General features: G+C 45.7%; 15 protein-coding genes. All 15 read right to left on the bottom strand.

What is annotated here, in order from left to right; genetic code table 11:
• Nucleotides 1-342 precede the first annotated feature (342 nt).
• Nucleotides 343-1,842 (bottom strand): lysine--tRNA ligase, encoded by a 1,500-nt coding sequence (gene lysS / locus ACTSEZ_RS20250; protein ID WP_369736051.1) that lies wholly within the window; start codon nt 1,840-1,842, stop codon nt 343-345.
• Nucleotides 1,843-1,951: 109 nt separating this feature from the next.
• Nucleotides 1,952-2,953: a tRNA dihydrouridine synthase DusB gene (gene dusB / locus ACTSEZ_RS20245; protein ID WP_369736050.1), complete on the bottom strand. Its 1,002-nt coding sequence runs from the start codon at nt 2,951-2,953 to the stop codon at nt 1,952-1,954.
• Between the two features lie 22 nt (nt 2,954-2,975).
• Complete coding sequence (locus tag ACTSEZ_RS20240) at nt 2,976-3,185, bottom strand: helix-turn-helix domain-containing protein (protein ID WP_369736049.1); 210 nt, start codon at nt 3,183-3,185, stop codon at nt 2,976-2,978.
• A complete protein-coding gene (folK, locus tag ACTSEZ_RS20235) occupies nt 3,134-3,661 on the bottom strand; it encodes a 2-amino-4-hydroxy-6-hydroxymethyldihydropteridine diphosphokinase (protein WP_369736048.1) in 528 nt (175 codons plus the stop codon). Before folK ends, ACTSEZ_RS20240 begins: the two co-directional genes overlap by 52 nt.
• A complete protein-coding gene (gene folB, locus ACTSEZ_RS20230; protein WP_369736047.1) occupies nt 3,658-4,020 on the bottom strand; it encodes a dihydroneopterin aldolase in 363 nt (120 codons plus the stop codon). The genes folK and folB overlap by 4 nt, the downstream gene beginning before the upstream one ends.
• Nucleotides 4,013-4,870: a dihydropteroate synthase gene (folP, locus tag ACTSEZ_RS20225; RefSeq protein WP_369736045.1), complete on the bottom strand. Its 858-nt coding sequence runs from the start codon at nt 4,868-4,870 to the stop codon at nt 4,013-4,015. Before folP ends, folB begins: the two co-directional genes overlap by 8 nt.
• Before the next feature lie 14 nt (nt 4,871-4,884).
• Nucleotides 4,885-5,745 carry an aminodeoxychorismate lyase gene (pabC, locus tag ACTSEZ_RS20220; protein ID WP_369736044.1) on the bottom strand — a complete coding sequence of 287 codons (861 nt, stop codon included), beginning with the start codon at nt 5,743-5,745 and terminating at the stop codon, nt 4,885-4,887.
• Nucleotides 5,745-6,329 (bottom strand): aminodeoxychorismate/anthranilate synthase component II, encoded by a 585-nt coding sequence (gene pabA / locus ACTSEZ_RS20215; RefSeq protein WP_369736043.1) that lies wholly within the window; start codon nt 6,327-6,329, stop codon nt 5,745-5,747. Before pabA ends, pabC begins: the two co-directional genes overlap by 1 nt.
• 11 nt (nt 6,330-6,340) lie before the next feature.
• Nucleotides 6,341-7,759 carry an anthranilate synthase component I gene (trpE, locus tag ACTSEZ_RS20210; protein WP_369736042.1) on the bottom strand — a complete coding sequence of 473 codons (1,419 nt, stop codon included), beginning with the start codon at nt 7,757-7,759 and terminating at the stop codon, nt 6,341-6,343.
• Between the two features lie 112 nt (nt 7,760-7,871).
• Nucleotides 7,872-8,795, bottom strand: a complete 924-nt coding sequence (gene cysK, locus ACTSEZ_RS20205; protein ID WP_369736041.1) for a cysteine synthase A — start codon at nt 8,793-8,795, stop codon at nt 7,872-7,874.
• Between the two features lie 120 nt (nt 8,796-8,915).
• Nucleotides 8,916-9,824, bottom strand: a complete 909-nt coding sequence (locus ACTSEZ_RS20200; RefSeq protein WP_369736040.1) for a peptidyl-prolyl cis-trans isomerase — start codon at nt 9,822-9,824, stop codon at nt 8,916-8,918.
• A 23-nt stretch (nt 9,825-9,847) separates the two neighbouring features.
• Nucleotides 9,848-10,723 carry an Hsp33 family molecular chaperone HslO gene (hslO, locus tag ACTSEZ_RS20195; RefSeq protein WP_369736039.1) on the bottom strand — a complete coding sequence of 292 codons (876 nt, stop codon included), beginning with the start codon at nt 10,721-10,723 and terminating at the stop codon, nt 9,848-9,850.
• 18 nt (nt 10,724-10,741) lie between these two features.
• Nucleotides 10,742-11,509 carry a type III pantothenate kinase gene (locus ACTSEZ_RS20190; RefSeq protein WP_029286099.1) on the bottom strand — a complete coding sequence of 256 codons (768 nt, stop codon included), beginning with the start codon at nt 11,507-11,509 and terminating at the stop codon, nt 10,742-10,744.
• 214 nt (nt 11,510-11,723) lie between these two features.
• Nucleotides 11,724-13,655 (bottom strand): ATP-dependent zinc metalloprotease FtsH, encoded by a 1,932-nt coding sequence (gene ftsH, locus ACTSEZ_RS20185; protein WP_369736038.1) that lies wholly within the window; start codon nt 13,653-13,655, stop codon nt 11,724-11,726.
• A gap of 103 nt (nt 13,656-13,758) precedes the next feature.
• Entirely contained in the window at nt 13,759-14,301 is a 543-nt protein-coding gene (gene hpt, locus ACTSEZ_RS20180; RefSeq protein ID WP_029566244.1) for a hypoxanthine phosphoribosyltransferase, read from the bottom strand.
• Nucleotides 14,302-14,319: the final 18 nt, after the last annotated feature.

The following is a 14,319-nucleotide window of genomic DNA, read 5'->3' as shown; positions in this document are numbered from 1 at the left end:
TGTATTAGGCACGCCGCCAGCGTTCGTCCTGAGCCAGGATCAAACTCTCCGAAGAAAATTTGTGACTCATAAATGTTGCTGACTTAAAAATTTAAAACGTTTGGTACGCTTTTGGTTTTGTTTAGTTTTCAAAGATCATTTGCTTCAAGAGCAGCTTTATAATAATATCAAATCTCAATTATAAAGTCAAGCACTCTTTTCACTTTTTTTATTTCTCGCCGCCGCCGTTTTTTGCGGCAACGTTTAATAATATATCACCGCAGACACTATTAAGCAAGGCTTTTTTTATAAAAAATAAAAATAAAAAACCTCCGCCGAAATAGCGGAGGTTTTTGTGTGTACTTAACGATGTCTCATATGCGGGAAGAGAAGGACGTCCCTGATAGAAGCGGAGTTTGTCAGAAGCATCACTACACGGTCAATTCCAATGCCAAGACCGCCTGTTGGAGGCATTCCATACTCCAGCGCTTCAATAAAGTCTTCATCCATCATGTGCGCTTCGTCATTTCCTTGTTCTCTTTCCTGAAGCTGTGCTTCAAAGCGTTCTTTTTGATCAATAGGATCATTCAGCTCAGTAAAAGCATTTGCATGCTCACGGGCAACAATGAACAATTCAAATCTGTCTGTAAAACGAGGGTCTTCATCGTTCTTCTTGGCAAGTGGCGAAATCTCAACCGGATGGCCATAGATAAATGTAGGCTCAATCAGGTGCTCCTCTACTTTTTGCTCGAAGAATTCATTAATGATGTGGCCGACAGTCATGTTTTTGTTGATTTCCACGTCATGCTCAGCCGCATGCGCTCTGGCGTCTTCCACTGACATTTCAGCCCAGAAATCCACGCCGGTGCGCTCTTTGATCGCATCAACCATATGAAGTCTCTTCCACTCCGGCTGAAGATCGATTTCATGTTCACCGTACGTAATTTTTGTAGAGCCAGTCACTTCTTTAGCAATATGGGCAATCAGGTTCTCTGTCAATGACATGATATCTTTGTAGTCTGCATAAGCCTCATAAAGTTCAATCATTGTGAACTCAGGATTATGACGGGTAGAGATTCCTTCGTTTCTGTATACACGGCCAATCTCATATACTTTTTCAAGACCGCCTACTATCAGTCTCTTAAGGTGAAGCTCAATTGCAATCCTCATGTAGAGCTGCATATCAAGAGCATTGTGATGTGTCACGAACGGACGGGCTGAAGCTCCGCCTGCTATGGTGTGCATTGTTGGCGTCTCAACTTCAAGGTAGCCGTTTTGGTCAAGGTAGCGGCGCATGGATTGAATGATTTTGCTGCGTGCAATGAACGTGCTTTTGCTTTCATCATTCATGATGAGGTCGAGATAACGCTGGCGGTAGCGCTGTTCAATGTCTTTTAAGCCATGGAATTTATCAGGAAGCGGACGAAGAGACTTCGTTAAAAGCTCGAAGCTTGTAGCCTTGATGGAAAGCTCGCCGACTTTCGTTTTAAACATAACACCTGTAACGCCGACAATGTCCCCAAGATCAGCTGTGTTGAACAATTCGTACTGCTCATCACCGACTGCATCCTTGCGCACATAAATTTGAATTTGACCTTCAATGTCCTTAATGTGGGCAAATCCGGCTTTTCCTTTACCGCGCTTTGTCATGATTCTTCCTGCCAGTGTGACAGAAATGGCTCTTTCCTCAAGGTCTTCTTTTGAAATTTCGCCGTATTCACGGACGAGCTGCGATGTGTATCCTGTACGCTCAAAGCGTTTTCCAAACGGATCGAGACCCTTCTCACGCAGTGCGCTCAGCTTTTCCCGTCTTACTTTCAGCTGGTCATTTAATTCTTCATGGGTTAATTCTTCATTACTCAAAAAAATCAGCTCCTGTCCTCTATAAGGCTTGTTAGTCAATTATACCGGCGAATGCAGAAAAACTGCCAGTTCAAACTGGCAGTGTGCAATCACTGCGGGGAAAGGCAGTTCATCCTGCCTGTATGCTGCTTTGTTCTTTCGCTTCTGCCTGCAATGTAAATTCATCAAGCAGATTCACAAGCTCGTCTCTTGTTTCAGTCGTATTTACGGCATTTCTTACAATGGCGTGCCCTCTGATTCCCTTCAAGTACCATGCAGCATGCTTCCTCATTTCTCTGACAGCTGTTTTTTCGCCTTTAAGGGCAACCAGACGGTCGAGATGAAGTTTGCACACATCCATTTTTTCGCGTACTGAAGGTTCGCCGATCAGTTCACCTGTTTCAAGATAGTGAACCGTTCGGTAAATCATCCAGGGGTTTCCCAGTGCGGCACGGCCGATCATCACGCCGTCTACACCTGTTTCATCAAGCATTCTCTGGGCATCCTGAGGTGTTTCCACATCCCCGTTCCCAATAACCGGAATGCCGACAGATTCTTTTACTTCTTTAATGATAGCCCAATCCGCCGTTCCTTCATACATCTGAACTCTTGTACGCCCATGAACAGCTACTGCGCTGCCTCCGGCTTTTTCTACAGCCTGCGCATTCTTGACAGCAAAGATGTGCTGGTCGTCCCATCCAATGCGCATTTTCACGGTAACCGGTTTATCTACTGCATCTGTAACGGCAGAAACCATGTCATAGATTTTATCCGGATCAAGCAGCCATTTAGCCCCGGCATCACATTTTGTGATTTTCGGAACAGGACAGCCCATATTGATATCAATGATATCGGCCGTAGTGTTTTTATCGACAAACTTGGCAGCTTCTACAAGTGTTTCTTTTTCTCCTCCGAAGATCTGGAGGCTGAGAGGCTTTTCCCGCTCATCAATGTAGAGCATGTCCATCGTTCTTGCGTTGTTGAAAAGGATGGCTTTATCACTGACCATTTCAGCGCAGACAAGTCCCGCTCCGAATTCCTTCACCGTCAGGCGGAATGCCGAATTGCAGACTCCGGCCATGGGTGCAAGGACAACGCGGTTTTTTAATTGGATATCGCCGATTTTAAACATCGGGTTACCTCCTTTCAGAGCCTTACTCTCTCGGTGAAAGCTCTTCTATCGTGACGTTCAGCGCGGCCGCTACTTCTTGAATAAGCTGATCATTCGGAAGCCTGTTCCCGCGTTCAACCTCGCCTAAAACAGACACAGATATGCCAAGGTCTTTTGCAAACCCTTCCTGGGTATATCCTTTTAATTTTCGAAAAGCGCGAATACGTCTTCCCCATTTTTCTGCTGCTTCCATATTCGTACCCCTTCTTTGTCCGGTAGTTGATCGATTATGACTGAAAGCGGCTGACTGCTTGCTTGTATATGAATATTCTGGTCTATCTCATATAACGGGATTAATACGAACGAACGCTCTAACATCCTAGGGTGTGGAATAATTAGTTGCTCTGTTTCAATATTTTCGTGATTATAGAGTAAAATGTCAAGGTCCAAAGTCCGGGGACCCCACCTGATATCCCTTTTTCTTCCGAGACTCTGTTCAATCCCCTGCATGACAGACAGCAGCTCAAACGCTGTCAGATCTGTGCGGACGGAGAGCACCATATTTAAAAATGCATCCTGATTCTCATAACCCACTGGATCTGTTTCATAGATAGAGGAAATTTCCTCCACCTCAATAGAAGAATGTTCATTCAAGCTCAGGATCGCATCTTTTAAATAGCGCTCTCTGTCTCCGATGTTGCTGCCAAGCGCAAGAAAGGCTCTGTTCATGAGCGTCCTCTCCTGATCTCCACGGCCACATAGTCGTAATGGCCGGGTATCGGCGGGTCCGGCTTGTAAAGTTTTACTGTGCAGAAGCTTACATGCTGAAATTCTTCAAGAACCTCTGCCGCAATTTTCTCGGCGACAGCTTCTACAAGCTTGAACGGCTTTCCTTCAGCAACACCTTTGCAAATTTTATAAAGCGAAGCATAATTGACCGTGTGCTGCAGATCATCTGTCTGCCCTGCCTGCTTCAAATCAAGCTCAATGGTCAGGTCAGCCCGAAAACGCTGGCCAAGCTTCGTCTCTTCAGGAAAAACGCCATGATATCCGTAAAACTCCATCCCGTTCACAAAAATTTTATCCAAGCTCAGCCGCTCCTTTTCCAATCATGGCATCCATCATTTTTGCCATTCTTGCAATTCCTTTCACATCATGCACCCTCACAATGCTGCATCCTTTTTCGATTCCAAGGCACACTGTAGCCCCTGTACCCTCCATTCTATCAGAAGGCGGGAGATCGAGTATGCGGCCGATGAAGGATTTTCTTGATGTTCCGAGCAGGACCGGATACCCCAATTGAGAAAAAGTCTCCAGATTTCTCATGACCTCAAGATTATCCTCCATCGTCTTCGCAAACCCGATGCCCGGGTCAAGAATAATTTTGCTGTCCTTAACACCTGCGCGTTTGGCGATTGAGACACTTTCATTCAAATCTGAGATCATGTCCGGAATAAGCGCGGTGTAATTCCGTTCCGGCCGGTTATGCATGAGGATAATCGGCACATCGTATTTGGCAGCAACAGCAGCCATTTCAGGATCTGCTTTTGCCCCCCATACATCGTTTAGAATCGTTGCTCCGGCAAGAACAGCCTCCTCTGCCACTTCTGCTTTGTATGTGTCAATGGAGATTGGAACACTGATTTCTTTAGAAAGTTCTTTTATAATTGGAACAACTCTCCGGATTTCTTCTTCAGCAGGGACAAAATCCGCGCCGGGGCGTGTAGACTCTCCTCCGACATCGATGATATCCGCTCCGTCTGCAATCATTTCCTTCGCGTGGGCTAGCGCCGTTTCTATGCGGTTAAACCTGCCTCCATCTGAAAAAGAGTCAGGCGTCAGATTTAAAATCCCCATAATCAATGTCTTTTCATAAGGATTTAATCGGTACGGACCGCAGATCAGATCCTTTTTATCATCAGCTAAAATGGTGTCCATTTATCATCAATCCTTTACAGCTCTTCTCTGCTTTTCAGCATTCTGCTTTGCTTATAAATCCTTTTTAGTGTTTGCGTTACAGCGCCATTCTTTCCTGAAAAAACGCTAGAGCCAATTTCTTTCAGCGGAATGATTTCCTGAACAGAGTTCACGGCAAATATTTCATCAGCCTGAAGCAGCTCATCTGCTGTAAACCTGCCTTCCACCCATCTCATTCTCTCTTTTTCCAGACAGCGGATGACGAACTGCCGGGTGATGCCGTTCAAGATCCCTGTATCCAGAGAAGGTGTATACACACACTCATTTTTTACCCAGAAGAGATTTGAGACAATCCCTTCTGCCACAAACCCGTCTTTCGTAAGAAAAATCCCTTCAACCGAAGGATCATTTCCTGCTTCACGCTTCGCCAGAACATTGTTCAGATAATGATGGGACTTGATCCGTTCTTTTCCCTCAGGGGTATTTCTCGGAACAGACAGAAGCACCCCGCGTTTTTCAAGGTCAGTCGGCAATTCCGGCAGTTTCCTCATAAACATCATGACAGTGGGCTCACGATATTCCAGGGCACCGAACATCAGTCCGCCGTCTCCCGCTGATACGTTGAGGCGCACCGACACATCCTCATCCTGCAGATCGTTAAGCAGAAGCAGATGCTGAATGACCTCTTCTATATTCAGGCTGGATTCATCCAGCTTAATATTCAGCTCTCCCATGGCTTTTTTCAGCCTACTCATGTGATCATTAAGCAAAAAAGGATGCCCCTTATAGACTCTGAACGTTTCAAACACCCCAAGACCATAAAGATACCCGTGGTCAAAGGGAGAGATCCTGGCATCCTCTGCCCGAATGAATTCGGAGTTCAAGTAAATATACATCAGACCTTTTCAGCAGGCCGGTGCGTTTGAATAAAATTGCCGAGCAGGTTCTTCCCAAATGATGTCATGATTGACTCAGGGTGGAACTGCACACCTTCAACCGGAAGTGTTTTATGGCGGATCGCCATGATTTCGCCTTCTTCTGTCCATGCTGTGATATCAAAGCAGTCAGGCAAGGTTTCTTTTTTCACAATCAGTGAATGATAGCGGGTAGCTGTAAATGGATTCTCAATATCCTTAAAGATCGTTTGGCCGTCGTGGTGCATTTCGGATGTTTTCCCGTGCATCAGGCGTTCTGCGCGGACAACATCTCCCCCGAAAACCTGCGCAATGGATTGATGTCCAAGACAAACTCCGAAAATCGGAATTTTCCCAGCAAAGCGCTCAATGGCAGCCATGCTGATTCCAGCTTCGTTCGGACTGCATGGACCAGGGGATATCATAAGAAAATCAGGAGCCATCTCTCCAATTTCATCGAGCGTGATCTCATCGTTCCTGCGAACGATAAGCTCCTCTCCAAGCTCCCCTAAATACTGCACCAGGTTAAACGTAAACGAATCGTAATTATCAATCATTAAAATCATTCTCTCTCACCTCATACTGTCATAGTCTCTTCTTCGCTCAGCTCTTTCGCCCTAAGCAAGGCCTGCGCCTTCTTGAGCGATTCTTTATATTCGTGTTTAGGATTGGAATCGATGACAATTCCTGCTCCTGACTGGATGTAAGCATGTCCGTCCTTCGCAAGCAGCGTGCGGATGACAATGTTCATTTCCATATCTCCATTATACCCAATCCAGCCGATCGATCCTGTATAAATGCCTCTTCTTGTCGGCTCAAGCTCCTCAATAATTTCCATCGTTCTGATTTTGGGAGCTCCCGTAATCGTCCCTCCCGGAAAAACACCTTTTAGGACATCGAGATAATCTTTGCCTTCTGCAAGCAGGCCGCGGACATTTGAAACGATATGCATCACATGTGAATATTTTTCAATGACCATAAACTCGTTTACTTCAACCGTACCGTATTTGCACACTCTTCCAAGGTCATTCCGTTCAAGATCGACGAGCATAACATGCTCAGCACGTTCTTTCTCATTTTCAATCAGTTCTAAAGCAAGCTTCTGATCTTCTTCTTCACTTGCCCCTCTTGACCTTGTTCCCGCAATCGGCCTCGTGCTTGCGTGTTCGCCGTCTATTTTTACCAACAGCTCAGGCGAGCCGCTGACAATCTGGAAATCCAGGAGATCCAGATAAGCCATGTACGGAGATGGATTCACTTTCCTCAGGGTTTCATACACTTTAAGCGGATGCACCTTGAGCGGTTCTGTCTGCCTGACAGACAGATTCACCTGAAAAACATCACCGTTTGCAATGTAATCCTTTATTGTCTCAACAGCATCCATAAACGACTCTTTTGTAAACCGGTGCGGGGATGCAGGATTTCCGGTTCCGCCTGCAGGCTTATGAACAAATGCAGCTGTCTGTTTTTCAAACCAGCTCTTTTCCATTTCAGCTATTCTGTTTTGCGCCTCTTTTAGGTCAGCTTCAGATGAATAGTGGGTAATGAACCAGATTTCCTTTGTCTGATGATCATAAACGGCCAAATCATCAAATAGCAGAAAATATAGATCCGGCGTTTCAAGATCGTCAATCGAACGGCTTTCAAGCTTCTCAAACGCTCTTACACAATCATAGCTGAAAAACCCGATTGCCCCGCCCTGAAAATCCGGAAGCTCATCATTTTTTACGGTATTAAACTGACTGAACCAGCTCCTGAATTCATCAAGAATATTTCCTGTCCGCTGCTCAGTTCCGTCCTTTGTCCAAATTGAAAGAACCGAATCTTTCCCTTTAATGACCGCAGCCGGGTGAAGGCCCGCGATGCTGTACCGGCCGCCCCTGCCGCTTTCAAGGATTGCGTGGCGCTCCTCGTTTTGGGAAAGATGCTGATATTGTCTGAAGAAATCAAGATTGTAAGCCGCCTTCTTTGCAAGCGGTTTTCTCTCAAGGTGCATGCTTAACCCTCTCCTTAAAAACTCATAAGTTCATTTTACATAAAACGAGGAAAGAATACATGTTGAAAATTTCTCCCATAAACAAAAAAACAGCCCAAGGGCTGTTTCTTGATTAATCAAATTGATAAAGCGGCGTGCTTAAGTATCTTTCCCCGTTACTTGGGATAATGGCAAGAACCTTTTTGCCTTTACCAAGCTCTTTCGCTACTTGAAGCGCTGCTTTAATCGCTGCACCGGAAGAAATGCCTCCAAGAAGACCCTCTTCTCTAGCCGCTTTCCGCGCCACTTCAAAAGCTTCTTCATTTTTCACTTGAATGACACCGTCGTAAATATCCGTTTTTAAGATATCCGGAACAAATCCTGCTCCAATGCCCTGGATTTTATGAGGACCCGGTTTGCCTCCTGAAAGGACAGGTGAGTCAGCAGGCTCCACTGCATAGATTTTTATATCAGGATAAGCTTCTTTAAGAACCTCGCCGGCACCTGTAATGGTTCCGCCCGTTCCGATTCCCGCTATGAATGCATCAAGCTGGCCGCCCATCTGGCTGACAATCTCAGGACCTGTCGTCCGGCGGTGGACCTCAGGATTTGCTTCATTTTTAAACTGCTGAGGCATGAAATAGCCATGCTCTTTTGCAAGTTCTTCCGCTTTTCTGATGGCTCCGCCCATGCCCTCAGGACCAGGAGTAAGAACAAGCTCGGCACCGTAAGCCCGAAGAAGGTTTCGGCGCTCCATGCTCATTGTTTCAGGCATAACCAGGATGGATTTAATCCCTTTTGCAGCTGCAACCATCGCAAGTCCGATGCCTGTATTTCCGCTTGTCGGTTCAATAATCGTATCGCCTTCTTTAAGAAGCCCTTTTTCTTCGGCAGCTTCAATCATCGCAAGCGCTATGCGGTCTTTTACGCTGCTTCCAGGGTTCATAAATTCAAGTTTAAGGTATACATCTGCACTGTTTTCATCTACAATGCGGTTTAATTTGACAATAGGTGTTTCCCCAACCAGTTCGTGTATAGAATTTGCTACACGCGTCAATCTGACCACCTCTATTTCCGAGTATTTTTATTGGCTTTAAAAAGAATGTACCAAACCTCAGTCTGAATTGTCAATCTTTTCTTACTTCTCGGATAGGGCAAAATACTCAATTCTGTTTTATCATTGGGGTGTGTCGCTGCCGTAAAACCACGTTACTCCCGCTTCTTCCCATAGAGGCTTTACAGAAACGGCTGATTCCATCTGCTCAAGGGCAATCTGCCGTCTGATCTGGTTCTTAGCTTCTTCAAATGAATACTGCACGCCGTTAACCTTCTCTTTCAGGAGGATGACAGAATAGCCGTTTTCAGTTTTAATAGGCTCGCTCCACTTATCTTTTTTGAGCTTTTCAGCTTCTTCGATATATTGAGCCGGGAGATAATCGTTTTCTGATGAAACATAACCAAGGTCTCCGCCCTCGTTGGCAGAAAACTCATCGATTGATTTTTCCGCAGCGAGCGCTTCAAAGCTCGAGCCGCCCTCAAGCTCTTCGATTACCTTTATCGCTTCTGCTTCAGTCTTCGTCACAATGTGAAAAAGGTGATACGTATCCTTAATGGAATAGAGATCCTGATTGGACTCGTAATAAGCCTTTAATTCCTTCTCCGGAATTTCAACATCTTTTGTCAGCAGCTCTTCAAGCAGCATGCTATACCTGATCTGTTCGCGCAGCTCTCCGTCTTCTGAAAGCTGCTCGTTGTCGAGTGAATTATACATGGATTTATACATCGTAAGCTCACGTTCAAGCTCCTCATCAGGAATTTTGATGTCATGTTTTTCAGCAAGCTCCTCAACAACCGTAAAATTAATCATCTCTTCAAGTGTTTCCCTGCCGAATCGATCTTCAAGCTCTGCCATCCACTGCTCTCTTGTTATTTCCTTATCCCCGACAGATGCAATGGATTCTGAGCTTCCCTTTGAAGCAGGTCCGATTGCAGCGATGCTGTCATCCTTTGTTAGAAAATATGCCAGAGTAAAACAGTTGATGATCACGAGTCCGAAGATAATCAGCCAGACCGCTTTTCTGTTCATCTCTCCATCTCCTGACCGCATGTTCAGCGCGCTTCGTCTTTCAGCTCTGTCAGTTCTTCTTTTGAAAAATGATACCGTTCATTACAGAAGTGGCATTCTGCTTCTGCTTTGCCGTCCTCTTCAATCATGCTTTGGATTTCATCCGCCCCAAGACTGATAATGGCATTTGAGATTCTTTCGCGTGAGCAAGGGCAGTGAAAAGCAACTGGGTGCTGATCAAGAATCTTCACATGATCTTTGCCGAGAACCTCAAACAGAATTTCTTCCGGCGAAAGCCCTTTTTGGATCAGTTTCGAGATTGGCTCTACACTTCCAAGCCGTTTTTCAATTTCCGCAATCGTTGATTCGTCCGTGCCGGGCATGAGCTGAATGATGAAGCCGCCTGCCGAGAGGATTGTGTTGTCAGGGTTAACAAGTACGCCTACCCCAACGGATGAGGGAACCTGCTCAGAGCTGACAAGATAATAGGTAAAGTCTTCGCCAAGTTCACCCGACACAAGTTCAACTGAACCTGTGAAATGTTCTTTCATGCCAAGATCCTTTACAACAGAAAGCGTTCCGGATGTACCAACCGCTCTTGCTACATCAAGCTTTCCTTTTGCATTCAAATCAAAGTGTGTTTGAGGGTTTGTCACATAGCCGCGAACCTCGCCTTTTGCATTACTGTCAACGACAATCACGCCTATAGGCCCGCCTCCCTCCACTTTAATCGTCATTTTGCTGTCACCTTTAAGCATTGAGCCCATCAGGACACCAGCCGTCATTGAACGGCCCAGGGCTGCAGATGCAGTCGGCCATGTCTGATGCCTTCTTTGTGCCTCTCCAACTGTGTCTGTCGTTTTAGCTGCGTATGCACGCACTTGTCCGTCATACGCAAGTGCCTTTACAAGATAATCCATGTTTTATCACCTTTCCAATTAAATGCTGTTTCGTTCAAAAATCAGCTGAAGTCCTTTGAGTGTGAGGAACGGATCAACGATGTCAATCACCTTCGACTCAGAAGCAATCAGCGTTGAAAGTCCTCCTGTTGCAATAACCTTAGGCTCTGCTTTAGACTGCTGTTTCATTCTCCCGACAATGCCTTCAACCTGTCCGACATACCCGTAAAGAATGCCCGCCTGCATAGCGCTGACCGTATTTTTGCCGATAATATCATCAGGTCGCGCAATTTCGATTCTTGGAAGCTTGGCTGCTCTCGAATAGAGAGCCTCAGTTGAGATATTGATTCCCGGAGCAATCGCACCGCCCATATATTGTTTTTCCTCGTTGATATAGCAGTAGGTTGTGGCTGTGCCGAAATCGACAATAATCAGAGGACCGCCGTATAAATGGATGCCTGCCACTGCATTCACAATCCGGTCTGCACCTACTTCACGGGGATTCTCATATTTAATGTTCAAGCCTGTTTTGATGCCAGGTCCGACAACGAGGGGCTTTTGTTTGAAATATTTCGTGCACATCCGCTCAAGCGAGAACATAATCGGCGGAACAACAGAGGAGATAATGATTCCTTTAATATCGGTCAGATGAATGCCTTCATGTTCAAAGAGGGATTTAATGAGCATGCCAAACTCATCTTCTGTTTTGTTGCGCGTCGTCTCAATGCGCCAGTGATGCTTCAGAGCATCCCCTTCAAAAACGCCTAAAACGGTATTTGTATTCCCTACATCCAGCACTAAAAACATATGTATCACCACTTTATCCAAATTCTTTTTCTCTGTATTCAATACTCTTTCATCATATCATGAAGCCGCCCTGAATTTATGCAAAATTTATGTGTGCAGCCCTGTCTTCCCTCACTCATTTTAGTCTTTTTAGGCAGCGGATTGCAAAAGGAAGAACCTGAAACAGCGTTAAAAAACCGCATGTTCAATGTGAACATGCGGTTTTGATGTATGATCAGTCTTCTTTTCGGTCTTCGTGAATCTCAGATGTCTGCTCTTCATCCTTTTTTGGAAGGATGTTTACTTTTACATCTTCTTTCTTTTCATGTTCTGAAACCGGACGGTCAGGCAGTGTGCCATGATCCACCAGGTGCTTGATCTGCTCTGCATCGAGAGTTTCAATTTCAAGCAGGGTTTGAGCAATCAGTTCAAGCTTATCGCGGTTTTCAGTAAGGATTTTCTTAGCGCGCTCGTAGCATTCTTTGATAATGCGCTGTACTTCCATGTCGATTTCATGGGCAATCGCATCACTGTAATTCTGTTCGCTGTTAAAGTCGCGGCCTAAGAATACCTGTCCCTGGGACTGTCCGAACTGAAGCGGTCCAAGCTTATCACTCATACCGAACTCCGTTACCATGCGTCTTGCAATGCCAGTGGCACGCTGGAAGTCGTTCGTCGCACCCGTGCTCACTTCGCCGAAGACGATATCCTCAGCCACACGGCCGCCAAGAAGTCCTGTAATTTTATCAAGAAGTTCAGGCTTCGTCATGAAATAACGGTCCTCTTTTGGAAGCATAACGGCATAGCCGCCAGCCTGCCCGCGAGGCACGATTGTTACTTTATGAACCATGTCGGCTTCATCAAGAACAACACCGATAATCGTATGTCCGCCTTCATGATAGGCAACAATATTGCGTTCTTTTTTGGAAATGACGCGGCTTTTCTTGGCTGGACCGGCAATTACGCGGTCTGTCGCCTCGTCTATATCCGTCATATCCACTTTCTTCTTGTTGCGGCGTGCTGCAACAAGCGCTGCTTCGTTCAGCAGGTTCTCAAGGTCTGCACCAGAAAAACCAGGTGTACGTGCTGCGATGGATTTGAGGTTTACCGTATCATCTAAAGGCTTATTGCGGGCATGAACTTCAAGCACCGCTTCACGGCCTTTAAGATCCGGACGGTCAACTGTGATTTGACGGTCAAATCGTCCCGGACGCAGAAGTGCCGGGTCAAGAATATCCGGACGGTTTGTTGCAGCAATCATGATGATGCCTTCGTTTCCGCCGAATCCATCCATTTCAACGAGCAATTGGTTCAGCGTCTGCTCGCGCTCGTCATGGCCGCCGCCAAGACCGGCGCCGCGCTGGCGTCCAACAGCATCGATTTCATCGATAAAGATGATACAAGGAGCATTTTTCTTTGCATTTTCGAAAAGGTCGCGGACACGGGAAGCTCCCACACCTACGAACATTTCAACAAAGTCAGATCCGCTTATAGAGAAAAACGGAACGCCGGCTTCACCTGCTGCAGCACGGGCAAGCAGGGTTTTACCTGTACCCGGAGGTCCTACAAGCAGAACGCCTTTTGGAATACGGGCGCCAAGCTCGGCAAATTTGCGAGGGTCTTTAAGGAATTCAACAACCTCGACAAGCTCCTGCTTTTCCTCATCAGCACCGGCAACATCTTTGAAACGCACTTTTTTCTTTTCTTCGCTGTAGAGCTTCGCTTTGCTCTTGCCGAAATTCATGACACGGCTTCCGCCGCCCTGAGCCTGGTTGAGCAGGAAGAAGAAAAGAATAAAGATAATGACAAACGGTATGATGGATGTAAAGAATGTTACCCATCCGCTCGTTTCTTCTGCAGGAACAAATTTAACACTCGTTTTGCCCTGCGCTGCAGCATCAACACGGTCCAGAGCTTTGTCGCTCAGTACATGTGTTACAAACTGCTCTTCTTTTTTATAATCATCCAGCTGGCCCTTTACTTCATATACTCCGCGAAGCGGCTGTATCGTAATATTATCCACGTCACCAGCTTCAAGTTTGGAAATGAACGTACTGTAAGTTAATGGCTCAGTTTTTGTGTTGTTTCCCTGGAAAAAACTGACGACTCCAATAACCACTAAAAAGATTAATAAATAAAATATGGTATTACGGAAGATCCGATTCATTCCTTACCTCCTCCCACAGTAAACACAACTATTTTAAATAGTATCATAGAAAATCATTCCAATACAACTGATTGGCCGTTTTGGTACTTGACAAATGCTGCATTTACTTATTTTCGTAAATTTCAGGCTTCAGCACCCCGATATAAGGGAGATTGCGGTAGCGTTCGATGTAGTCAAGTCCATAACCTACAACAAATGCGTCCGGCACTTCAAAGCCCACATAATCAGCCTGAATATCTGCTTTGCGTCCTGTTGGTTTATCAAGAAGCGTCACGATGCTGATCGTTTTTGCCTTGCGGTAGCGGAAAAGCTCTACAAGGTAGCTCAGTGTAAGCCCGCTGTCGATGATATCTTCAATAATCAGGATGTCTCTGCCTTCTACTGAAGTGTCAAGGTCCTTCAGGATTTTCACTTCACCGGAAGATACTGTAGAAGTACCATAACTTGAAACATCCATAAAGTCCATTTCCAAGTATGTATCAATGTTCTTCAGCAGATCTGCCATGAACGGCATAGCGCCTTTCAGCACTCCGATAGCAAGAGGGAAACGGTCTTTATACTCTTCAGTAAGCTGAGCTCCCAGTTCCTTTACCTTTCGGCTGATTTCTTCTTCTGTAATTAATACTTTTTCGATATCCTGCTTCATTACAAGTTGCCCCCTACA

The sequence above is a fragment of the Metabacillus mesotrionivorans genome, from assembly GCF_052171315.1.
In the GTDB taxonomy this organism is placed as follows: Bacteria; Bacillota; Bacilli; order Bacillales; family Bacillaceae; genus Bacillus_P.
The sequence above is the reverse complement of the archived record's forward strand: the minus strand, read 5'-3'. Positions and strand labels throughout refer to the sequence as shown.